Source organism: Thauera sp. WB-2 (genome assembly GCF_027594845.1).
GTDB classification, from domain to species: Bacteria; Pseudomonadota; Gammaproteobacteria; order Burkholderiales; family Rhodocyclaceae; genus Thauera; species Thauera mechernichensis.
The window spans coordinates 373140-393775 of sequence record NZ_CP088935.1 but is presented as its reverse complement, the minus strand read 5'-3'; the positions used below and the strand labels follow the sequence as shown (position 1 = coordinate 393775).

17 protein-coding genes and 2 pseudogenes are annotated in these 20636 nt (G+C 61.8%); 11 read left to right on the top strand and 8 right to left on the bottom strand.

Annotated features, from left to right (window positions below):
• Nucleotides 1-84: 84 nt before the first annotated feature.
• A complete protein-coding gene (locus LQF09_RS01680; RefSeq protein ID WP_270068999.1) occupies nucleotides 85-564 on the bottom strand; it encodes a hypothetical protein in 480 nt (159 codons plus the stop codon).
• Between the two features lie 86 nt (nucleotides 565-650).
• Complete coding sequence (locus LQF09_RS01675; RefSeq protein WP_270068998.1) at nucleotides 651-2093, bottom strand: P-loop ATPase, Sll1717 family; 1443 nt, start codon at nucleotides 2091-2093, stop codon at nucleotides 651-653.
• A gap of 292 nt (nucleotides 2094-2385) precedes the next feature.
• Here LQF09_RS01675 and LQF09_RS01670 point away from each other — a divergent pair, with 292 nt between their 5' ends.
• The gene (locus LQF09_RS01670; protein WP_270068655.1) at nucleotides 2386-3426 is read left to right on the top strand and encodes an IS630 family transposase; all 1041 of its coding nucleotides are present in this window, start codon (nucleotides 2386-2388) and stop codon (nucleotides 3424-3426) included.
• A gap of 5 nt (nucleotides 3427-3431) precedes the next feature.
• On the opposite strand, the gene LQF09_RS01665 is transcribed toward LQF09_RS01670, so the two are convergent.
• Nucleotides 3432-4451, bottom strand: coding sequence for a hypothetical protein (locus tag LQF09_RS01665; protein WP_270068997.1), 1020 nt, complete (start codon nucleotides 4449-4451; stop codon nucleotides 3432-3434).
• 93 nt (nucleotides 4452-4544) lie between these two features.
• Here LQF09_RS01665 and LQF09_RS01660 point away from each other — a divergent pair, with 93 nt between their 5' ends.
• The 4 genes and pseudogenes from LQF09_RS01660 to LQF09_RS01645 form a co-directional block, all read left to right on the top strand.
• A complete protein-coding gene (locus tag LQF09_RS01660) occupies nucleotides 4545-5582 on the top strand; it encodes an IS5 family transposase (protein WP_270068996.1) in 1038 nt (345 codons plus the stop codon).
• A 120-nt stretch (nucleotides 5583-5702) separates the two neighbouring features.
• Nucleotides 5703-6299 (top strand): annotated as a pseudogene (locus LQF09_RS01655) (phage integrase N-terminal SAM-like domain-containing protein); the annotation flags it as partial.
• A 117-nt stretch (nucleotides 6300-6416) separates the two neighbouring features.
• A complete protein-coding gene (locus tag LQF09_RS01650) occupies nucleotides 6417-7547 on the top strand; it encodes an ISAs1-like element ISTha2 family transposase (RefSeq protein ID WP_083485707.1) in 1131 nt (376 codons plus the stop codon).
• Nucleotides 7547-7969, top strand: a pseudogene (locus LQF09_RS01645) (tyrosine-type recombinase/integrase); the annotation flags it as partial. The gene LQF09_RS01650 and the pseudogene LQF09_RS01645, both read left to right, overlap by 1 nt.
• Before the next feature lie 433 nt (nucleotides 7970-8402).
• Here the strand turns inward: LQF09_RS01645 and LQF09_RS01640 are convergent.
• The 3 genes from LQF09_RS01640 to LQF09_RS01630 form a co-directional block, all read right to left on the bottom strand.
• Nucleotides 8403-11078, bottom strand: coding sequence for a cation-translocating P-type ATPase (locus tag LQF09_RS01640; RefSeq protein ID WP_270068995.1), 2676 nt, complete (start codon nucleotides 11076-11078; stop codon nucleotides 8403-8405).
• A gap of 325 nt (nucleotides 11079-11403) precedes the next feature.
• Nucleotides 11404-11703 carry a hypothetical protein gene (locus LQF09_RS01635; RefSeq protein ID WP_270068994.1) on the bottom strand — a complete coding sequence of 100 codons (300 nt, stop codon included), beginning with the start codon at nucleotides 11701-11703 and terminating at the stop codon, nucleotides 11404-11406.
• Nucleotides 11703-12692 carry an AI-2E family transporter gene (locus LQF09_RS01630; protein WP_270068993.1) on the bottom strand — a complete coding sequence of 330 codons (990 nt, stop codon included), beginning with the start codon at nucleotides 12690-12692 and terminating at the stop codon, nucleotides 11703-11705. Before LQF09_RS01630 ends, LQF09_RS01635 begins: the two co-directional genes overlap by 1 nt.
• On the opposite strand from LQF09_RS01630, the gene LQF09_RS01625 reads away from it, so the two are divergent.
• The 4 genes from LQF09_RS01625 to LQF09_RS01610 all read left to right on the top strand — a co-directional run bounded on the left by LQF09_RS01625 (nucleotide 12673) and on the right by LQF09_RS01610 (nucleotide 16291).
• Complete coding sequence (locus LQF09_RS01625; protein WP_270067868.1) at nucleotides 12673-13710, top strand: IS5 family transposase; 1038 nt, start codon at nucleotides 12673-12675, stop codon at nucleotides 13708-13710. The genes LQF09_RS01630 and LQF09_RS01625 overlap by 20 nt on opposite strands.
• 159 nt (nucleotides 13711-13869) lie before the next feature.
• Nucleotides 13870-14376: a hypothetical protein gene (locus tag LQF09_RS01620; RefSeq protein WP_270068992.1), complete on the top strand. Its 507-nt coding sequence runs from the start codon at nucleotides 13870-13872 to the stop codon at nucleotides 14374-14376.
• A 13-nt stretch (nucleotides 14377-14389) separates the two neighbouring features.
• Nucleotides 14390-15241 carry an SDR family NAD(P)-dependent oxidoreductase gene (locus LQF09_RS01615; protein ID WP_270068991.1) on the top strand — a complete coding sequence of 284 codons (852 nt, stop codon included), beginning with the start codon at nucleotides 14390-14392 and terminating at the stop codon, nucleotides 15239-15241.
• A 21-nt stretch (nucleotides 15242-15262) separates the two neighbouring features.
• Complete coding sequence (locus LQF09_RS01610) at nucleotides 15263-16291, top strand: TIGR03617 family F420-dependent LLM class oxidoreductase (RefSeq protein ID WP_270068990.1); 1029 nt, start codon at nucleotides 15263-15265, stop codon at nucleotides 16289-16291.
• Between the two features lie 124 nt (nucleotides 16292-16415).
• On the opposite strand, the gene LQF09_RS01605 is transcribed toward LQF09_RS01610, so the two are convergent.
• Nucleotides 16416-17018 (bottom strand): exopolysaccharide biosynthesis protein, encoded by a 603-nt coding sequence (locus LQF09_RS01605; protein ID WP_270068989.1) that lies wholly within the window; start codon nucleotides 17016-17018, stop codon nucleotides 16416-16418.
• Nucleotides 17019-17296: 278 nt separating this feature from the next.
• Between LQF09_RS01605 and LQF09_RS01600 the strand changes: the two genes are divergently transcribed.
• Nucleotides 17297-18331 (top strand): diacylglycerol/lipid kinase family protein, encoded by a 1035-nt coding sequence (locus tag LQF09_RS01600; RefSeq protein WP_270068988.1) that lies wholly within the window; start codon nucleotides 17297-17299, stop codon nucleotides 18329-18331.
• 1 nt (nucleotide 18332) lies between these two features.
• Nucleotides 18333-19154: a metallophosphoesterase family protein gene (locus LQF09_RS01595; protein WP_270068987.1), complete on the top strand. Its 822-nt coding sequence runs from the start codon at nucleotides 18333-18335 to the stop codon at nucleotides 19152-19154.
• A gap of 41 nt (nucleotides 19155-19195) precedes the next feature.
• Here LQF09_RS01595 and LQF09_RS01590 read toward each other — a convergent pair whose 3' ends face one another.
• A complete protein-coding gene (locus LQF09_RS01590; RefSeq protein WP_270068986.1) occupies nucleotides 19196-20617 on the bottom strand; it encodes a DHA2 family efflux MFS transporter permease subunit in 1422 nt (473 codons plus the stop codon).
• Nucleotides 20618-20636: the final 19 nt, after the last annotated feature.

The window sequence follows — 20636 nt, the reverse complement described above, 5'->3', positions numbered from 1 at the left end:
CGAGGGTTCCGAGCTTAATTACTCGGCCCAAGTAATATCGGCCTCTTCGCATCCTGCACTCCCTTTAATAGGCCCTGATAAGCGCTAACGACGGAGCTCAGCGACAGGCGAAAAGCGAAGCTTTTTTCCTGTCCGCTGGAGCGCATTGTTAGCGCTCGGTTCGATGAGACATTGCTCAGCAACACATTCAAACGTGTCGTCGCGGAAATAAAACAAGAAATGTTGGCCATTGCCGCTGGGTGAATCAATAGTTTTCCAGTCTTGTCGCGCATTAAGCAAAGCGCTATCGCCTTGAACTAGATAGAACTCACCCCATGCAGGGGCAAGTTTGCTAAATCGACACTGCCCTCGGAACCAGCCCTCATCATTCATTGAGCCAAGGCGATAACGTTCGCAGTGCACGAAGCGCAAGATTGCAACTTCGTCCTCTTCAAACTCAGGGTACTGAAATGCATTGACGTAGAACGAAAGGACCAAGTCCGAGCCTTGGATCTCGACGGCCGAACTCGGCGCATTGGGCTCTGCATTCCAGCCCTCATTGAGTTGAAGGAACGATGTCTGCATAAGAGCGCTAACGTTCAGCGTAACCGGCGCCCGACGGAGCGCAGCGAAGTTGGGCGTCCGAGTTCACGTTGTTGTTAGACCTCGCTTCAATCTGCGGTCGCGCGAAGGGAATCAAAAACTTCACTGAGGTTATCTGGTTGCAGCGCCCAGCGATAGGCGGGATGAACCTCCCAGTCAAAACCAAAGTCCACGAATTTGTGGGAGAGATATCGGCTCTCCTCAAAGAATCGTCGCTGAATCAACTCCCCAACCTCCTTGCGCGCCGTGATGAAGTTGATCTTGTACAAAAACGCCGCCAAATCCTTGAAGTCCGCCGTCCTACCGCCATGGAACTTGAACGCGCCGCTCTGTTGAACATTGCGAATCTTCGAGAACAAGCCCTCGGTCGTATAAACATACCCGGCCGCGGTCTTCTTCTCTTCGCGCGATGGTTTCATGCCTAGAAGAAGGCGCTCGATGTCAGGAAGCTCTGACCTATACTCATTGACCGTATCTTGAAGGCGGCCCTGTGAGTACTCCTCGAAGACGTCGTTGAAATTGTCCGTACCAATGATGTTCTTGTCGTTGGCGCGAGCATTCCGGGCGGCCAGTGTGCACAGTTTGACGATGTCCCTCGGACGCTTCCTGACCAAAGACATGAGCATCCGATAGGTCGGAATATTTTTCCAGTTTCCTCTACCGTGAAATACCTCCTCCATGACGGGAGACAAGAAGCGTGCTAGCTGAATCTGATTCATCGCAACAAGTTCGGGCGTCGTATGTTGGCGACCGTGGTAGTGTTCGATCCGTTTGGCCAGCATTGCAAGGATTTCGTGGTTGGTCCACGCGTACCACAAAACCGACCCTTCGATCTTGTCGGTGGATTCGTCCGACGTTCGCACAAGGTAGTAGACGTCAGATCGTAGGCTTATTCGGAAACAGACCCCCTTGCATTCCGACGCTAGGTCGCGCACTGCGTTGAGAAGTGCAGAGAGCTTCTTAACGTCTTGAGGATTGCCCTGCCAGCCGCGATCAAGATCGTCCAGGTAGACAAATATCTTTCCGCTCTTCAAGAAGTCATCGACAACCGCGCGCTTAGCTCCAGATAGATTTGCGTAATTGTCGGCCTTAAAGGTTGACTGAAGAAAGTCAATAAACTTACCGCCGTACTCGTTGAGTTTTCCTCGCCAATCGGCGCGGAGCAGCCCAAACGAAATCAGTGCCTTTCTCGCAATAATCTCGGTGATGCCAGTCTTCCATTCGCGGATCAACTTCAGGAAATTTGTTTCTGCGTCGCCGATCCCAGCAATGTCATCCGGTTTGATCAATAGTGATAGCCGCCCTTCTGCGGCATCCTCGGCCATCGCCACATGGAATAAAGCAGATTTTCCGATGCCTTTGTGTCCCACCAAGACCCGTATGGGCAGTTCGTTTGCAACCTGCTCATAAACAGCGCCCTTGAGGTAATAGCTTTTCAAACGCTCTATATCTTCATCTTCCGCGGCTTCATGCCCAAACAGCGCGGCAATGTTTTCTTCGGTGAAATTCACTCTGGTCTTCCTTAGTACGGTAATGGTGCGCTGAGGATGGTAGCTGGTGAGGACTAACGTGCAAGCTCAGGGGCGCGTAGCCGGCTTGCCGGCGAAGCGTCCCTTTGGAGCGTAGTGTTAGGCCTTCCGTGGAGGGGGCATACGGACGCCCAGGCAGTTGTAAATCGGTGATCAAAACGCATCATGCTCGGCCATTGGGAAATGCGTTTCTTCGCCTTCGAATTCTTTGTGCACCACAAAATCACTCACCCTATTAACCCGGCAATCAAATAGGTTTTGATATAATTCGGGCATGGAAAAGATCGATGCCCGCAAGCTTCCGCCCGAAGCCCTGGAACACATTCGTCGCCAAGCATTTGTACTGCGCAAGCAAGGCTACACATGGACGCACATCGCTGAGGTGTGTGGGGTTCATGTCGGTACCGTTTTGAAATGGGCACGCCGCGCCCAGGCCGACGACCTCGACGCCGTCATCAAGGGCGGGCAACGTGGTCGGCGCCATGGCTCGGGACGAACTTTGACGCTGGTTCAAGAGGAGCAACTGCGTTTGAAGATCATTGGCTCGAACCCCGCCCAACTGCAGCTCGAGTTTGCGCTGTGGAATCGTCGCGCGGTCATGCTCGCGATCAAGCAGCTCTTTGGCATCGACATGCCCATTCGCACCGTCGGTGAGTACCTTCGGCGGTGGGGTTTCACGCCGCAGCGGCCGGTCAAGCGTGCGCTTGAGCAGGATCCGGCCCGGCTCAAGGCGTGGCTTGAGGACGAGTATCCGAAGATCGTTGCGCGCGCCAAGACTGAGGATGCCGAGATCTACTGGGGTGACGAGACCGCCATTCGCCAGGACTCGCACTGGGTGCGCGGCTACTCGATGGCGGGGCTGACGCCTGAGCTTCGACTGCCGGCCGGTCGCCACGGATCGACATCGATGATCTCGGCGATCACCAACCAGGGCTTGGTGCGCTTCTCGTTCTTCGAGGGCGCCATTGATGCGGACCGCTTCATCGTGTTCTTGAAGGACCTGATTCAGGATGCGCAGCGTAAGGTGTTCCTGATCGTCGACAATTTGCGCGTGCACCGCGCCAACCGTGTCCGCGAGTGGGCTGTCGAAAACACCGAGAAGATCGAGCTGTTTTACCTGCCGCCGTATGCGCCGGAACTCAACCCCGACGAGTATCTGAACCGGGATCTGAAAACGACGATACGCTCCGGGCCGATTGCCAAGACCGCCGCCGCACTTCTCGAGAAGGCGCGTACGTGCATGGAACGCATCGCTGCGATGCCGGATCGTGTGCGGTCGTATTTCAGCCATGAGTACGTTCGGTACGCTCAGTAATTTAGCTATTTGATTGCCGGGTTAATAAGCACATCGGTTGTAAAGCCCTTTGTGTTTACGGATATCCGTTTGTCAAAAGCGATGGATATGCCCGCGCTGCCGTTCCACGGAAGACGGATGACTCCACCGTCCACTACCACCGGCTCTGGCAAGACTGCATTTATATTCTTCAGCCAAGTATCGGTGATGTATAACCTATTTGGTGTAATTTCACCTTTTGAACCAAGAGCTTCAACCGTGTACGCCATAGCGAATGCGGTATTCATCTGGAATTCGGCTGGATGATAGACGAACTGTTGCTGAAGTAGCCCTTTGCCGTACTCAGACGGCTCTCCGGTGTAATGAAGGATGGAGTGACCAGTAACGTTTTGGGGCGTGTACTGGCACCTTTCTCCCCCGGCTAAGATGGTTCGTAATCCAAGCGCCTGATCAACCAGTATTCGCTGTAATTGGAAATGTTTGATAAGCAGGTCACGAACATAGAACAGAAATGCCCCATGATTTATATATGCGGGATCGGCCAGGTCGGTTGTTCGAGCGATTCCATCATTTATAACCAGAACACGCTCGGTTGGCATCGGCGGGACACCTGAAATAAGGGGATAACCTAGCAATGAATAGGCGCTTTCTAGGGCGTCAAATAGCCCTCTGTCCCGTAGCTTCGTCAACTGCCAACCGACGCTTTCGAGTGCTTGTCCGTACCCGCAAATGTCAAACCAAGACGAAATGCAAGGGACCACCTCCAGTTCCTTGTCTTTTACCCTGTGGCGCCAATGAACCCGCTCGAGGTATTCCGTCGTTTCAAACGGGTGATGGCTATCCTGTGCCATATTTTCAAGGCCTAAGTTTGTTTTAGGGCGACTGCCCTGCTGTGTAACATCGGCACTGCTCCGTAACATCGAACACCGACCTGCGTCGTAAAGCGCTTGCTGCCTTGATGCACAGGGCATAGACTGTACAAAACAACAGTCATAACAAGCCATGAAAACCAGCACTGCACCGTTACCGCCGCTGCGTTCGGTCAAGGTTCTGGACCAGTTGCGGGCACCTCGAAAAACCTCGGCACCTCTGTGATTGGTAAAATTGCGTTGTCCTGATTTGATTCTCTGACGCCAGCCATGAAGAATCGCACCGCCATCAAAACGGACCTATTCGCCGACGAGCATCACCGCAAGAAGATCGACACGCTCGGAGATCCGCTGGCCGAGATCGAGTCGTACATCGACTTCGGGGCGTTGGCGGCGGAAGTGGATCGGGTGGCGCCGCGTCCGGTGAGTCCGCAAGGCGGTCGTCCGCCGTATCTGACCGAGACGATGGTGCGGATTCTGGTGTTGAAGCGGCTGTACAACCTGTCGGACGAACAGATGGAGTATCAGTTGCTCGACCGCATGAGCTACAAGCGCTTCTGCGGGTTGGCCAGCGCGGTCAATATTCCGGATCGAACGACGGTATGGACGTTCGAGAATCGCATCGGCGAAGCCGGCGCGAAGGTCCTGTTCGACGGAGTCACGGCCCAACTGCTCAAGCACGGCTACATTGCCCGCGGCGGTCAGATCGTCGATGCGACGCTGGTACCTGCACCGAAGCAACGTAACAGCCGTGAAGAGAACAAACTCGTCAAGGAAGGTGCGATGCCGGCTGACTGGAAGCCGGCCAAGCGGCGCCAGAAAGACACCGATGCCACCTGGACCAAGAAGCACGGCAAGAGTCACTTCGGCTACAAGCTCTCGATCAACGTCGACAAGAAGTACAAGGTCATCCGCAAAATCGAGACAGGCACGGCCAGCACTCACGACAGCCAGCACTTCGAGAACGTGTTCTACACCCTGAACACGAGCCGAGACGTCTATGCGGACCGGGGCTACACGTCCAAGGGACGTGAAGACTGGCTCAAGGACAAGGGCTACCGTAATCAGATCCAGCGCAAAGGCACCCGTAACAAGCCGCTGTCCGAATGCCAGCAAGGGCGTAATCACCGTATCGCCAAGACGCGCGCCCGGGTCGAGCACGTGTTCGCGGCCATCGATCAGATGGGTGGCAAGATGATTCGCACGATCGGTCAAGCGCGAGCGAACTTTGCGATGACGATGATGGCCGCCTGCTACAACCTGAAGCGGCTGGTGTACTTCCAGAAGGCCGGAGTTGAGGCTTTCTGACGCCTGAAATGGGCCGAATCGCCGCTTCAGAGGGCGATTCGGAAGGAAAACGGGGCGATATCGCCGGGTAAAGCGGTGATTCGCCGAAGAAATCGTACCGAATTCGGTCATGGCCAGTATTTGGCGGTCGGGTTCACTGAAAACCTCGCGTTATTCGAGGTGCCCTTGCGTGAGCGCATACGCTACTTGCATTACAGCTTACGAACCGAACAGGCGTATGTCCACTGGGTTCATGCCTTCATCCGTTTCCACGGTGTGCGTCACCCGACAACCTTGGGCAGCAGCGAAGTCGAGGCATTCCTGTCCTGGCTGGCGAACGAGCGTAAGGTTTCGGCATCCACGCATCGGCAGGCATTGGCGGCCTTGCTGTTCTTCTACGGCAAGGTGCTGTGTGTGGATCTGCCCTGGCTTCAGGAGATCGGAAGACCTCGGCCGTCGCGGCGCTTGCCGCTCGTGCTGACCCCGGATGAGGTGGTTCGCATCCTCGGTTTTCTGGAAGGGGAGCATCGTTTGTTCGCCCAGCTTCTGTATGGAACGGGCATGCGGATCAGCGAGGGTTTGCAACTGCGGGTCAAGGATCTGGATTTCGATCACGGCACGATCATCGTGCGGGAGGGCAAGGGCTCCAAGGATCGGGCATTGATGTTGCCCGAGAGCTTGGTGCCCGGCCTGCGCGAGCAGCTGGCGCGTGCCCGGGCATGGTGGCTGAAGGACCAGGGCAATCGCACCGACTTCGCATAAGCAAATGCAATAACGCTTTTACTTTCATGACCTTGCGAGACTCCTGTTCACATTGTCATAAGTTGTGTAGTTTCCTACCTTTTTGGGTATCCCATGAAGGCAGGAAACGTCATGCCGCTGACGCAGGTGTTCGTCTCGATTTCCGACCCGCGCAGCGCGCGGCATGCGCGCCACGTCCTGGCCGAGTTGCTGACGGTGGCGGTGTGCGCGGTGCTCTCGGGTGTCGACGACTTCGTCGACATCGAGTTGTGGGCCGAGGCCAAGATCGACTGGTTGCGAGGCTTCATGAAGCTTGAGCATGGCATCCCGTCTCACGACACGATCGGACGCGTGTTCGGCCTGATCGCGCCCGACGAGTTCGAGTCCGCGTTCCGGCGCTGGGTGGGCATGGTGGTGCCGGCGCTGGCCGGGGATACGGTCGTGGCGATCGACGGCAAGACGAGCCGGCGCTCGGGCGGCAAGAGCAAGACTGACGCCAGTCCGTTGCACCTGGTGAGCGCGTTTGCGGCCGGCATGGGCGTCGTGCTGGGCCAGACGGCGACCGCCGAGAAGTCGAACGAGATCACCGCGATTCCCGAACTGCTTGCCAAGTTGGCGATCGAGGGCTGCGTGGTGACGATCGACGCGATGGGCACCCAGACAAAGATCGCCCGCACGATCCGCGAGCGCGGCGCGCATTACGTGCTGTGTGTGAAGGAGAACCATCCGAACCTGCACGATTCGATCCTGTTTGCCGACATCGATCCGCGAGGGCCGCTGACGCCGAGCTCGACCCATGAGACCACGATCAAGGACCACGGTCGCATCGAGATCCGCCGATGCCGCGCCTACGCCGCGATCGATCGCCTCTACAAGTCCGAGGACTGGCAGGATCTGGCAAGCTTCGCGGTGGTCGAGCGCATTCGCACCGTGGGCGATCACACCAGCACCGAGCGCGTCTTCTACATCAGCAGCCTGCCCGCCGACGCCGAGCGCATCGCTCGGGCCGTACGCAGTCACTGGGAGGTGGAGAATCGGCTTCACTGGTGTCTGGACGTGCAGTTCAACGAGGATCAGTCACGGGTGCGCAGCGGCTATGCCGCCAACAACCTGGCCATCGTTCGCCACATTGTGATGAACCTGCTGCGGCTCAACACGACGCGCAAGGCGAGCATCAAGTCCAAGCGCATGCTGGCGGCGACTATCGACGAATTTCGTGCCGAGTTGCTTGGGGTTATGACATGAAGGTGCGATTGCCCTGGCTGAAGGACCAGGGCGAGGGCCGCAGCGGCGTTGCGCTTCCCGACGCCCTTGAGCGGAAGTATCCGCGCGCCGGGCATTCTTGGCCGTGGTTCTGGGTCTTTGCGCAGCACACGCATTCGACCGACCCAAGGAGCGGTGTCGTGCGTCGCCATCATATGTATGACCAGACCTTTCAGCGCGCCTTCAAACGTGCTGTGGAAGAAGCAGGTGTCGCGAAGCCTGCTACACCGCATACCCTGCGCCACTCATTCGCAACGGCCTTGCTCCGTAGCGGTTACGACATTCGAACTGTGCAGGATCTGCTCGGCCATTCCGACGTCTCGACGACGATGATCTACACGCACGTACTGAAAGTCGGCGGTGCCGGCGTCCGATCACCTCTCGATGCACTGCCGCCCCTCTAGCGAAAGGTAGAGCGACCCTTGACAATCTTGGCGGATTCACTGCCCATGCCCGGAACCCATCGGCGTCGCGTCGAACGGCCGGTTTCGGAAACTGCTCCCTGTGTCTGCTTCTGGCCGAGTCGAGCCAAGTCAGGGTTCAAGTTGGCCTCCGTAAACCGGTCACCCAAGGCGATCCAGCGAGGGAATTCCTGGCCGGATCTCCAACGGCCGTTGATGACCGGGTAGTTGTCGCACGGGGCTCGGGCGAGGGCTTCCAATCGGCTTGGGGTATCAACTGATGCAACCAGGCAGCGGCGGCCGCCTTCCGAGGAATTACCGGTCATGACGCCCACCTTGGGCGGAACGTCGATCTAGAAAACAAGTTCACTGGCACTTCGGTTTATGGGGACCGGTCTCCGCCAGCGTAAAGAACCGGCCCCGTGAAGGTCCGCTGTCACCTCACAAGCCTTAACAACAGCTTCCGTGCCTCTTCGAGCAAAAGCGTCGAGGATGCGACAGCAGTGGCGATCAGCCAGTCATTCGCGCTCAGGTCGACGGTGTCGAACACCGCCTGCGCTGGCGCCCAATGCACCACGACGATCTGCAGCAGGACCACGCCCAACAGGGCCAGCCACAGCTTTCCGTTGCTGAAGAACTGGCGATTGAAGGCACTCCCATGCTCGGTGCGGGCATTGAAGATGTTGAAGAACTGGAAGAGCACGAAGGTGGTGAAAGCCAGGGTCATCGCGCGTGCGGTATCGCCCGAGGCCATGGCCCAGGCATAGACGCCCAGGGTCCCCGCCGCCATGGTCAGACCGTACAGCGCGATGCGCCACATGCGTTGCGGCGACAGGATGGCGGCATCGTCGGCGCGTGGCGGCTGGTCCATGATCCCCGGGCGGGCCGGCTCCACGCCGAGCGTCATCGCCGGCGGGCCATCCATGATGATGTTCACCCACAGGATCTGCACTGCCGTGAAGGGTGTCGCCAAGCCCATGAAGGGCGCCCCAAGCACGGTAAGAATGGCACCGATGTTGGTCGACAACTGGAAGCGGACGAACTTGACGATGTTTTCGTAGATGGTTCGTCCCTCGCGTACTGCGCCGACGATGGAGGCAAAGTTGTCGTCGGTAAGCACCAGCGTAGCAGCCTCCTTGGTGACTTCCGTACCGGTGATACCCATCGCCACACCGATGTCGGCACGCTTGAGCGCAGGGGCGTCATTGACGCCATCGCCGGTCATCGCCACGACATGACCGCGCCGTTGCAGCGACTCCACGATACGCATCTTGTGTTCAGGCGCCACGCGGGCGAATACCGCGCTGCGTTCGACCAGCACAGTGGTGGCCTCGTCGCTCAGGCCATCGAGTTCGCGTCCCTCGTGCACCTCGCCGACCAGGCCGAACTCGCGCGCGATGGCGGCGGCCGTCACCGGATGGTCGCCGGTGATCATCTTCACCCGGATCCCTGCAGCATGGCACTGCGCAATCGACTCGCGCGCCTCGGGGCGCGGCGGATCGATGATGCCGACCAGTCCGCACAGGCTCAGGTCATTCACCCAGCCCATCAAGTCACCCGAGGGATCGAATGCAGACGCCGGAATCCGGCGCCCAGCGAGCGCGAGCACCCGCATCGCGCCCTCGGCGAGCTCCTGGTTGGCGCGGAGCAACGTTTCTCGGGCCTCCGTGTCCAGTTCGACCTCGCCATCCCTTCCCTGCATGCGTGCGGCGCGGCCGATCAGCACATCGGGCGCACCCTTCACCCAGACCTGCACCGCGTCGCCATCGTGGTGGAAGGTCGCCATGAACTTGTGCGCCGAATCGAACGGCAGCTCGGCAATACGCGGGGAGTGCTGGTTATGTAATGCAGGATCGATCCCGGCCTTGACGGCGAGCGCCAGCAGCGCCCCTTCAGTCGGGTCGCCGATGAGCTGGCCGTCCTGCAGGCGCGCGTCGGCACACAAGGCGGCCGGGAGCAAGAGTTCATGAAGCTCGGTGCCGGCAGCGCGTCCTTCTTCGTCCAGAATGCGGCCGGCGGCGACATAGCCCTCTCCTTCGATGGCATAGCGGCGGCCTGCAGTGTGCAGCACGCGAGCGGTCATCTGGTTCAGCGTCAGCGTACCGGTCTTGTCCGAGCAAATCACCGTGGTGCACCCGAGCGTCTCGACTGCAGCAAGCTTCTTGACGATCACGTGGCGCCTGGCCATGCGGTGCATGCCGAGCGCCAGCGTCACCGTGACCACCGCAGGCAGGCCCTCGGGGATCGCAGCAACGGCAAGGGCGATGGCGGTCATTGCCGTCGTGACCAGGTCATCGCCACGCATCAGCCCGGCCACGAACATCAGGCCGACCACCACGGCGGCGATGAACGCGAGACGCTTGCCCAGCGCGTCGAGCTGGATCTGCAGGGGCGTCGAGGATTCGGCGGTCTGTGCAAGCAGCCCGGCCAGGCGCCCCATTTCGGTGTGCATGCCGGTTGCGATCACCACGGCTTCGATACGCCCCCGGGTCACCACCGTGTTCATGAACACCATGCCGACACGTTCGGCAAGGGATGCGTTCGCATCCACAGCTTCGGCGGTCTTGCCGACCGCCTGAGACTCGCCGGTCAGCGCAGCCTCGGCCACCTCCGCTCCGTACGCCTGCAATACCCGGGCATCGGCGGGCACACGGTCGCCCGCTTCAAGCAGCAGGATATCGCCCGGCACAAGCGCCTCGGCAGGTACAACGCGGGTTTCGTGATCACGTCGTACCCGCGCGCTCGGTGCCAGCATGCCGCGCAAGGCGGCCAGGGCATTCTCCGCACGGAGCTCCTGGAAGAATCCCAGGGTCGCGTTGAGCAGAACAACCACGGCAATGACCGCCGCATCCTTGATGTCGCCGATCAGTCCGGCGAGCAGCGCTGCGCCGATCAGGATCCCGATCAGTACGCTCCTGAACTGGTCGAGAAACTTGAGCCATGCAGGGCGCGGGGGCTTCTCCGCGAGGCGATTCGGACCATGGCGCTGCAGTCGTGCAGCGACCTCCACCTGCAGCAAGCCGGTAGCAGGGGCGACCTCAAGCTTGCGACAGACGGCCTCGTCGGGTATCGCGTGCCAGGGGACCACGGAGGGGCGCAGGTTCGTGTCCAAGTTAGACTCCACAGAAACAACAAAGGGTCTGTTCCCGCAGGACACAGACCCTTGCACGCTGTCGCTGCACGGACCTTGCCCACGGGCAAGGTCTCGCTTGCAACGGATACGCTCGTTGCCCCCGGTACCGGGAAGCGGTCATACGACCAAACCTCCGTGATGACGATACCGGGACGTGTGAAGCTACTCCCCTTGATGCGCCCGAGTGTAAGTGGGTCAGTCGCAAAGTCAACGGAGGCGAGCCGATCGTCCGCGAGGAATCCTTAGCTGTGACTTCATTCGCTTCGTCGAGGAGTGCTGCGCGCGATTACACTTCGAGCACTCTTCAAACCAGCAAGGTGCATCCAAACCAGGCGATCGATCCGCCCCTGTGGATCAGGTTGGATCCGACATTCCGGTGCACACTGAAGACGAGGAACAGGTTGTAGGGGATCAGCAGGAGGTGAAGCGCCAACCAGACAGATCCATCGACGCCTTTTGCGAGCAAGATCAGCGAAATCAGGCCCAGGATGCCGTTTATCAAGGTTCCGACAATCGTCACGTCCCACCAGAAGAGGCTGCGGGCGGGCCGATGCCCGTTCCAGCGGGCACTGAAGTAGGTGGGTAAGGAGCGTTTCAGTGCCATCACGGCCTGTCCTTCAGAAGCGGCGCCGGCTCAATTCTGCTTGTGGATGAAGCGTGGTTGCGGCTACCAAGGTCTGATTCCTCGATCCATTCCCGCCACACCGCCATCAGGACGGCCAGCACGACCGGCCCCAGGAAAAGGCCAACCAGGCCAAATGCCGCCAAGCCACCGAGGACCCCGAACATCACGAGCAGGAACGGTATCTGGGTTGCGTTGCTGATGACAAGGGGGCGAACGAGGTTGTCGACCCAGCTCACGACCAAGGTTCCCCAAAGCAGCAGACCGATGCCGGCTGCCGTATCGCCGCTGACGAGCAACCACACGCCCAAGGAGCCCCAGGCGAATGGTGTGCCGAACGGGATCATCGCAATCAACGCAGTGACAGCGCCCAGCAGCACCGGTGCAGGAAGCCCCGCCCACCAGTACCCCAGACCAGCCACCAGACCTTGCCCCAACGCGGTCGCAATCAAGCCCCACACCACGGCCTTGGTCATTCCGCCGACAGCGGCAAGGTAGGCATCGACGCGCTCGCCGAGAAAACGGTGCAGCACCACGTGGACCTGGGCCAGCACACGCTCGCCGTCACGATAAAGGAAGAACACGGTGATCAGCGCAAAGCCGAGCTTGGCGGCGTTCCGTCCCACATCGCCGATGAGTGCAACCGCTTGGTCGCTACCCTGTCGCACCCACTCGGAAAGTTGTGCCCGGAAGGCGTCAGGATCGCCCGTCAGGTTGTCGAGGCGCGACTGCAGCCAATCGCCGACCCACGGTATCGAGCGGACGAAATCCGGAAGCGCCAGCAAGCCCGCCTTGATCTGGGATGTCACTGTGGCAATGGCCACGCCGACTTCGGTTCGCAGCAGCGCTCCCATCCATAGTACGGGCAGAATAAAGGGCGCCTCGAAAAACCTCGGCACCTCTGTGATTGGTAAAATTGGATTGTCCTGATTTCGTTCTCTGCCACCAGCCATGAAGAAACGCACCGCCATCAAGACCGACCTGTTCGCCGACGAGCATCACCGCAAGAAGATCGACACGCTCGGAGATCCACTGGCCGAAATCGAGTCGTACATCGACTTCGGGGCGTTGGCGGCGGAAGTGGATCGGGTGGCGCCGCGTCCGGTGAGTCCGCAAGGCGGTCGTCCGCCGTATCCGACCGAGACGATGGTACGCATTCTGGTGTTGAAGCGGCTGTACAACCTGTCGGATGAACAGATGGAGTATCAGTTGCTTGACCGGATGAGCTACAAGCGCTTCTGCGGGTTGGCCAGCGCGATCAATATTCCGGATCGAACGACGATGTGGACGTTCGAGAATCGCATCGGTGAAGCCGGCGCGAAGGTCCTGTTCGACGGCGTGTCGGCCCAACTGCTCAAGCGCGGTTTCATCGCCCGCGGTGGTCAGATCATCGACGCCACGCTGGTGCCCGCGCCCAAGCAACGCAACAGCCGTGAAGAGAACAAGCTCGTCAAGGAAGGGGCGATGCCGGCCGACTGGAAACCGGCCAAACGGCGCCAGAAAGACACCGATGCCACCTGGACCAAGAAGCACGGCAAGAGTCACTTCGGCTACAAGCTCTCGATCAACGTCGACAAGAAGTACAAGGTCATCCGCAAGATCGAGACGGGTACGGCCAGCATCCACGACAGCCAGCACTTCGAGAGCGTGTTCTACACCCTGAACACGAGCCGAGACGTCTATGCGGACCGGGGCTACACGTCCAAGGGGCGTGAAGACTGGTTGAAGGACAAGGGTTACCGGAACCAGATTCAGAGAAAGGGTACGCGCAACAAGCCGCTGTCTGAGTGTCAGCAAGGGCGTAACCATCGCATCGCCAAGACGCGCGCCCGTGTCGAGCACGTGTTCGCGGCCATCGATCAGATGGGTGGCAAGCTGATCCGCACGATCGGCCAGGCGCGAGCGAACTTTGCGATGACGATGATGGCCGCCTGCTACAACCTGAAGCGGCTGGTGTACTTCCAGAAGGCCGGAATCGAGGCTTTCTGACGCCCGAAATGGGCCGAATCGCCGATTTCCCGGGCGATTCGAAGAGAAAACGGAGCGACACCGCAGAGAAAAGCGGTGATTTGCCGGAGAAATTGAACCGAGTTCGGTCGCTGTCATTGTTTGGCGGCGGGATTCAACGAAAACCTCGCGTTATTCGAGGTGCCCTTCAACAAGCCCAACGCCGCCTCGCTCGCCACCGCCGGCGGCATGGCCACCAACGTGTATTGCGGCGGCATCTTCGAGCTGGCAGCCGACGAGGCCCTGGTGGTCGAGATGCACCAGCCGGTGGAGCCGGTTTACATCGGCTTCAGCCTGGGCAACATGTGGGGCGAATCGCTGGACTTCGCCAACTACCAGAGCAGCCTCGGCGGCCTGCAGGCGCACCGCGATGCCGACAACGTCTTCCGCCTGGTGGTCTCGCACACCGACCCGGGCATCGCCAACTGGCTCGACACCACCGGCCAGCCCGAGGGCTACATGGCGATACGCTGGGCCTACCCGGTCAAGCCCATGGACAACCTGCCGTGGGCCACGGCGAAGAAGGTGCCGCTTGCCGAGCTGCGCCAGCACCTGCCGGCCGACACCCGCCTGATCTCGCCCGAGGAGCGCCGGCAGCAGATCGCGATCCGCCAGGAACACGTGCAGCGCCGCTACCGCCAGCACTGACAAGGAGCCCCGCATGCCCCACACCCTCAAGGACAAGGTGGCGATCGTCACCGGCGCCAGCCGCGGCATCGGCGCGGCAATCGCCGAACGCTTCGCCGCCGAAGGCGCCAAGGTCGTGCTCGTGGCGCGCACCGGCGAACCCGGCGGCAAGCTGCCCGGCTCGCTGGACGAGACCGCGGCGCGCATCCGCACGACGGGCGGCGACTGCCTGTGCGTGCAGGCTGACCTGGCCAGCGCCGCCGACCGCGAGCGCATCATGGGCGAAACGCTAGGTCATTACGGCGGCATCGACATCCTGGTCAACAACGCCGCCTGGGCGCGTTTCGGCGCGGGTTACGCACAGTCGCCGGAGCGCGTTCAGCTCGCCTATGCGGTCAACCTGTTCGCGCCCCACCACCTCGCGCAGCTCGCCGTCCCGGCGATGAAGGCGCGCGGTGGCGGCTGGATCCTCAACCTCTCGAGTGCGACCAGCACCCGCCCCGGCCCGGCACCCTACGACCCGAAGGACCGCGCCTACCGCTTCCACACCACGCACTCGCCCACGCTCTACGGCTCGACCAAGGCCGCGCTCGAGCGCCTGAGCACCGGCATGGCGATGGAGCTCGCCGCCGACCACATCGCGGTGAACACGCTTGCCCCGGTGGAGGCCGTCGCCAGCGAGGGCGCGCTCGTCAGCGGCTCGATCGACGACCTCGCCCATATGGAGCCGGTGGAAGCCATGGCCGAAGCGGCCCTGGCCTTGTGCTCGCGCCCGCAGGCCGCGCTGTCGGGCCGGGTGGCGCTGAGCCTGCCGCTGCTGCGCGAGCTCGGCCTGCCCGTGATGCGCCTCGATGGCGCCGGCCCGCTGCCCGATTTCAAGCTTTGACCCTTGCCCAGGACTCCCCCCATGTTCGAGATCTTCGCCTCCACCCCTGAAAACCTGAACCTGGCCGACATGGGCGCCTTCGCCCGCCGCGTCGAAGCCATGGGCTACGACGGCCTGTTCGTGTCCGACGCGATCCACGACGGCCTGCTGCTCGCCTGCCAGGCGCTGTCCGCAACCTCGAAACTCAAGGTCGGCACCTCGGTGCTGATCGTCTTCCCGCGCAGCCCGATGAACGTCGCGCTGGCGGCCTGGGACCTGCAGAAGATGTCGGGCGGCCGCTTCGAGCTCGGCATGGGCACGCAGATCAAGCAGAACATCGAGGATCGCTACTCGGCGCGCTGGCTGCCGCCGGCCGCCGGCATGCGCGAATACGTCGGCGCGCTGCGTGCCATCTTCCACGCCTTCCGCACCGGCGAGCGGCTCGAGTACATCGGCGAGCACTACACGTTCACCCGCCTGCAGCCCTTCTTCAACCCGGGGCCGATCGATGCCCCGGACGTGCCGCTGATGCTCGGCGCGGTCGGCCCGAAGATGCTGGAGCTGGTCGGCAAGACCGCCGACGGCATCCACACCCATCCGACCAACACCTCGGTGCGTTACCTGAAGGAAGTGATCCTGCCGCAGATCGCCGTCGGCACCGCACAGCGCGACCCCGGGCGCGCCAAGCCCTTCATCAGCGCCAGCCAGTTCGTTGCCACCGGGCCGGACGACGCCACCGTCGCCGCCGAGCGCGAACGCTTCCGCGACATGCTCGCCTTCCTGTTCTCCACCCCGGCCTACTGGGCCAGCCTGGAACTGTTCGGCTGGCAGCACGTCGGTGAAGCGCTGCTCGCACTTACCCGCGAGGGGCGCTGGAAAGACATGCCGGCCGTGTTCACCGACGAGGTGCTCGACACCTTTCTGGTCTCAGGACGCTACGACGAGTTGCCGGAGCAGCTCGCTACGCGTTTTGGCGGGCTGGTAGATCGCATCACGCTCACAGTGCCGACCGATCCTGCAAACGACGCTGCAGTCACAGAGGCGATCAAGGCCATCCGCGCCAGCGCCTGAGCGACGCGAACCGCAAAGACTGACATCAGGCGGGTGGAGCGCCCCCTCAGGCCTCCCCCGCAGCAGCGCGATGCCGTTCAGGCAGATGCAAACCATCCAGCGTTGCCTTGACGCGAAAGATCAATCACCACGGCAAGAACTGCGCGACCCGCGAAATCATCTCGGTTGCAAGCCGGGCGCCGCCCCACCATAGCAGCGCGACCGAAGCGAGTGCGGCCAACGTGACCAGATGGCCCGTCAGCAGCATCAGGCCATCGCGAAGACGCAGCCCCCACGAGATCAGCACGATGGCAAGTGCCGGCAACACGTTGTCAAAGCTGATGATGGGCACAGGCACCATCATCGACAAACCGGCAAGCGAAAGCATCACCCCATTTGCCACCCGCGCGGGTCTGTTGCTGAGCGCGAGCATGCGTGGCCGCCCCAGCCGCGCCACTACACCGACGACCCGGTCGACCGCCCGCTTGAGCACGGTGACGGCACGGCCGTTGAGCTCGCGCTGAGCCAGCCAGCGCGGCAGCGGCACTGGCTGACCGAGACACAGCCCGAGTGCGATGAACAGGCAGAACGCCCCCACCGCGGAAGCCATGCCCGGCAAGGCCACCGGAAAGAGCAGCGGCATCGCCAGCATGCTCAACCATACCAGCCGCTGCCGATGGCTCTGGCCGACGGTGTCGGCCATCGTGCCTCCCAGCGCGGCAAGCTGGGCGTCGGCGATGCGCTCCACGAACACCCTCCGTCGCTCCCTGGAACAAGCGGACCGGCTTTGCGAGGCAAGAAGCTTGTCTGTCACGATGCTACAGATTCCCCCAATCAACCAGACCGGAGCCGACATGCGCTGATCGAGCTGCCGGCACATTTGGATGGTCAGACGCGAAGCAGCACTTGCCGGTTCCCCGCCCCGCCGCTCGCCCGGTGCATCGTGCCACAGGACAGGCACATCAAACCATGGCAGCATGCAGACACGCTCGATGATGCCGTCACCCGGAGGCCACCGATAAGGACATGACCGATTGTTTACCCACCGAGCGGGATGGCGCGAACGGCGCATGGCGCGGCTGCCCGCCGGCTCCCGCCATTGACCCGGCATCGCCCTTGCTGTTCGTGATCAACGCCTCGGCGGGTGCCCTGGACCTCGATGCCAAACGCGCGGTCATCCAGGCTGCCCTGGCCAGCCACGGACGCAAGGGCGAGTTGCTGAGCTGCAACCCAGGCAATCTGGCACAGGTAGCCACCGCGGCAGCGGTGCGGGCGCTGGAGCGCAATACTGCGGTGATTGCAGTTGGCGGCGACGGCAGCCTCAACACGGTGGCCCAGGCGGCACATGCGGCCGGCTGTGCGATGGGAGTCATTCCGTATGGCACCTTCAATTATTTCGCCCGGGCCCACGGCATTCCCACCGAACCATCGGCAGCGGCCCGGCTGTTGCTGGATGCCCGGCCACAGCCGGTGCAGGTCGGTGGCATCAACGACCGGGTGTTCCTCGTCAATGCCAGCCTGGGCATCTACCCTGAGCTGCTGCAAGACCGCGAGGCCTTCAAGGCCCGCTTCGGACGCAGCCTGTGGGTTGCCTTCATCGCCGCATGCAACACCCTGCTGCGCGCCCAGCGCCGGCTGCGCCTGCACATCGACACCGGCATCGACGTCCGTGATCTGCAGACCCTGACACTGTTCATCGGCAACAATCCGCTGCAGTTGCAGCAGTTTGGCGCCGAACCGGCTGACACCCTTGCCGGCACGCCGGGCGACGGCAGCCTGGCGGCACTGGTGCTACGCCCCATCGGCACGGTGGCGATGATCCGCTTGATGTTGCACGGCGCCATGGGCCGGCTGGGTGAAGCGGCCGGGATCGAGAGCTTCGAATTCCTGAGCATGGTGGTGAAACCCCGGCTGTCACGCGGTCACAGGACCGTCAAGATCGCGTTTGATGGCGAGGTTGCACGCATGCGCACCCCCATCGACATCCGTGTGCTGGATAAACCCTTGTACCTGCTCAAGGCGCCTGCAAGCACAAGCGCCACGCGCCCACCCGGACCATGACATGAGCGTGATACTGCAGATCTCCGATACCCATTTCGGCACCGAACGGGCCGCGGTGGTCGAGGCCCTGGTGACGCTGGCCCTGCAGCAGCGCCCCACGCTGGTGGTGCTGTCGGGTGATATCACCCAACGCGCGACGTCCGCACAGTTCCGTGCCGCCAAAGCCTTCGTCGATCGTCTGGGCGCACCTGTTCTGGCGGTGCCGGGAAACCATGACATCGACCTGTTCAACCTGTGGACGCGAATGACCCGACCCTATGCCCATTATGCCAGGGTGTTCGGCACAGACCTGGAGCCGGTGCACACCTCGCCAGACCTGCTTGTGATCGGCGTCAATACCACCCGCAGCTGGCGACACCGCAACGGCGAGCTCTCCGGCAAGCAGATCGGTCGCGTCAGCGGCCTGCTGGCCACGGCTCACCCCGGGCAACTGCGCGTGGTGGTGGTGCATCAGCCCATCGCCGTTCCGAGGACCGAGAAGCGGACCCCACTGCTGCGCGGCCATCGTGCGGCGCTCAAGGCCTGGTCCGCAGCGGGCGCCGATCTGATCATGGGGGGTCACATCCACCTGCCCTACACCCTGGAGGTGCACGGACTGGCACGCCCGCTATGGGTGCTGCAGGCCGGCACCGCCATCTCGTCTCGCACCCGCCCCAACGCATCCAATTCGGTTAACATCCTGCGCTGGGGCGAGCATGAGGATCACCGCCACTGCCTGATCGAACGCTGGGACTATGCCCGTACTGCACGCGCCTTCATTCACAGCACAACCGACACCATCTGGCCGGAGCGCGTCTGGCCACCCCGCACCCGGGACGGTTGACTGCAAACCGGCCACGCACGCATCAAGCCGTTCAATGGCGTTCAGTCGCTGCCGGCCCTCGCCTTCATCTGCCAGGCGGCGACCAACGCCAAGCCGAAGCACCCCGCCAACAGCATGAAAGCTTCCGCATAGGCGAGTGCAAGATCTGCCGCCTCACCATGCGTCATGGTGCGCCACTCGACGAACACCGCAACAATGGCCACCCCCAGCACACCACCAAACTGACGGGTGTAGTTGCTGACCATTGCGGCCTGCCCATAGTGCGAGGCTGTCACACGACTGAGCGAAGCGACGGTCAGCGCAGGAATGGTCAGGCCAAGGCCAAGACGCCCCAGCAGACTGTAGGCCACGACCTCCTCATAGCTGATGGCACCGCCGCGCAGTGCATAGGGCACGAACGACACACCGAACAGCGCCAGGCCGATCATCGTGATCCAGCGCGGGTCATAGCGATCGGCAAGCAGCCCGCCAGCGGGAATCGCAAGTGCCAGCAGTAGGCCGGAAGGCAGCAGGGCGAGCCCGGCAAGGGTCGCATCGTAGCCAAGCGCATTGAGCAGGAACACCGGGATCAGGTAGGTGGAAGCGTACAGGCCAAAGCCATAACTCACGCCCACCACCGCGCCCATGGTAAAGCAGCGCTCACGGAACAAGCCCAATCCGACAATGGGATGACTGACACGCCCGGCATGACGCACAAACCCGATGACGCACAGCACGCTCAAGGCCAGCACCGCCAACGTCCAGGCCCCGGTTGGCCCGTACTGCCGGAGGCTGGCAATGAAATCGATTGCCAGCAAGGAGGCCGCGCACAGCAGGCCGACACCCAGCCAGTCGAACGGATGGCGTGCGGCTGACGCAGCGCGGGGCAACAGGCGCAGGCCAAGCCCACCCGCCAGTACGCAGAATGGCAGGCTCATCAGGAAGATCGCCGGCCAGCCGAAATGATCGAGCAGCACGCCGGCCACGGAAGGGGCCACGGCCGGGGCCAGCACGATGCCAAAGCCCAGCAGGCCATGTGCCCTGCCCTGACTGCCGGCCGGAAACAGGCGCATCACCAGCAGCATCGGCAAGGGTTGCAGCAGGCCGGCGGCCACGCCCTGCACAACACGCATCGCGACCAGAAAACCAAACCCTTCGGCCAGCGCACCCGCAATGCTGCTCAGGGCGAGCAGCAGGTTGGCCCCCAGGAACAAGCGGCGAAAGCCGACTCGGTCAAGCAGCCACGGCGTCGGCAACATGGCCACCGTGAGCGCGGCCAGAAAGCCGGTGACCGCCCACTGCACCCGATCCTGCCCCAGACCGAAATGCTGCCCGAGCGCCGGCACAGCGACGTTGAAGCTGCTGGTGGCAAGCACGGCGGCAATGGTCGCCAGCGCAACCACAGCCAGCGCCAGCCACTTGAAGGCAGCACCGTACTGCGCCTGCAGCGACTCGAGTGTGGGCGCCTCAGTCAGCCCGCGCATGCACTGCCCTATACCGGTC

Excerpts from the sequence above, each read along its gene's own strand:
- LQF09_RS01625 (WP_270067868.1), top strand. The coding sequence starts at position 12,673 with ATGAAGAAACGCACCGCCATCAAGACCGACCTGTTCGCCGACGAGCAT.
- LQF09_RS01660 (WP_270068996.1), top strand. The coding sequence starts at position 4,545 with ATGAAGAATCGCACCGCCATCAAAACGGACCTATTCGCCGACGAGCAT.
- LQF09_RS01650 (WP_083485707.1), top strand. The coding sequence starts at position 6,417 with ATGAAGGCAGGAAACGTCATGCCGCTGACGCAGGTGTTCGTCTCGATT.
- LQF09_RS01635 (WP_270068994.1), bottom strand. The coding sequence starts at position 11,703 with ATGGCACTGAAACGCTCCTTACCCACCTACTTCAGTGCCCGCTGGAAC.
- LQF09_RS01680 (WP_270068999.1), bottom strand. The coding sequence starts at position 564 with ATGCAGACATCGTTCCTTCAACTCAATGAGGGCTGGAATGCAGAGCCC.
- LQF09_RS01615 (WP_270068991.1), top strand. The coding sequence starts at position 14,390 with ATGCCCCACACCCTCAAGGACAAGGTGGCGATCGTCACCGGCGCCAGC.
- LQF09_RS01600 (WP_270068988.1), top strand. The coding sequence starts at position 17,297 with ATGACCGATTGTTTACCCACCGAGCGGGATGGCGCGAACGGCGCATGG.
- LQF09_RS01595 (WP_270068987.1), top strand. The coding sequence starts at position 18,333 with ATGAGCGTGATACTGCAGATCTCCGATACCCATTTCGGCACCGAACGG.
- LQF09_RS01630 (WP_270068993.1), bottom strand. The coding sequence starts at position 12,692 with ATGGCGGTGCGTTTCTTCATGGCTGGTGGCAGAGAACGAAATCAGGAC.
- LQF09_RS01590 (WP_270068986.1), bottom strand. The coding sequence starts at position 20,617 with ATGCGCGGGCTGACTGAGGCGCCCACACTCGAGTCGCTGCAGGCGCAG.
- LQF09_RS01670 (WP_270068655.1), top strand. The coding sequence starts at position 2,386 with ATGGAAAAGATCGATGCCCGCAAGCTTCCGCCCGAAGCCCTGGAACAC.
- LQF09_RS01610 (WP_270068990.1), top strand. The coding sequence starts at position 15,263 with ATGTTCGAGATCTTCGCCTCCACCCCTGAAAACCTGAACCTGGCCGAC.